General features: G+C 50.5%; 1 protein-coding gene. It reads left to right on the top strand.

What is annotated here, in order from left to right:
* The coding region (locus R7R78_RS25850) for a glycoside hydrolase domain-containing protein (RefSeq protein WP_225474583.1) at window positions 1–760 on the top strand (760 nt) is incomplete at both ends.

Here is a 760-nt window from a genome sequence, read left to right on the forward strand (position 1 = left end):
GTTGTCTGCGGTTGACCCTCAAGGTGCAGAAAACAACTACGATGCCGAAGCGAATGTCTCTTTCGATACTGCGCGTAACAACGCACGCGAGAAATGGGCAAAAGCACTCAACTTCTCTATCGAAGGGGGCACAGAAGATCAGAAAGAGATCTTCTACACTGCGCTTTACCACACCAAGATTGCGCCGATGGTGCATCAAGATGTAGACGGTCGATTCCGTGGCATGGGTAAAGGCTCAATTCGTGAAGGCGAAGGGGAATACTCCATCGCGTACGGTCAAGCAACAGAAGAACAGCCAAACTTCTCGGTTTACTCTCTATGGGATACCCAACGTGCATTACACCCACTAAAAACCATCACTGAGCCAACCCGCGCGGTACAATACGCAAAGAACCTAGTTCAGAAGTACACTGAAAGCGGCTTGCTGCCGAAATGGGAGCACTTAGGTGACGAGACAGGTACCATGGTTGGCTACCCAGCGGTAGCAGTGATTGCGGATGCGATCACTAAGTTCCCAGAAGAGTTTACTCAGCAAGAGAAAGAGCTGGCGCTGAAAGCCGCGATCGACTCTTCGACTTACGAGAACTACCCTGCATTGCAAGCAGATTGGGATCAAGGCGTATTGGATCGCACTTTAACCAAGCACATCGACTACATTGAGAAAAACGGCTTCACGCCCGCCATCCAACGTGTCGATGGTGAACCAGTCTTTGAAGACTACACCGAGGAGTCTGTTTCTTACGGTCGGGAAAATGCGTGC

This window comes from Vibrio sp. 2134-1, from assembly GCF_033339495.1.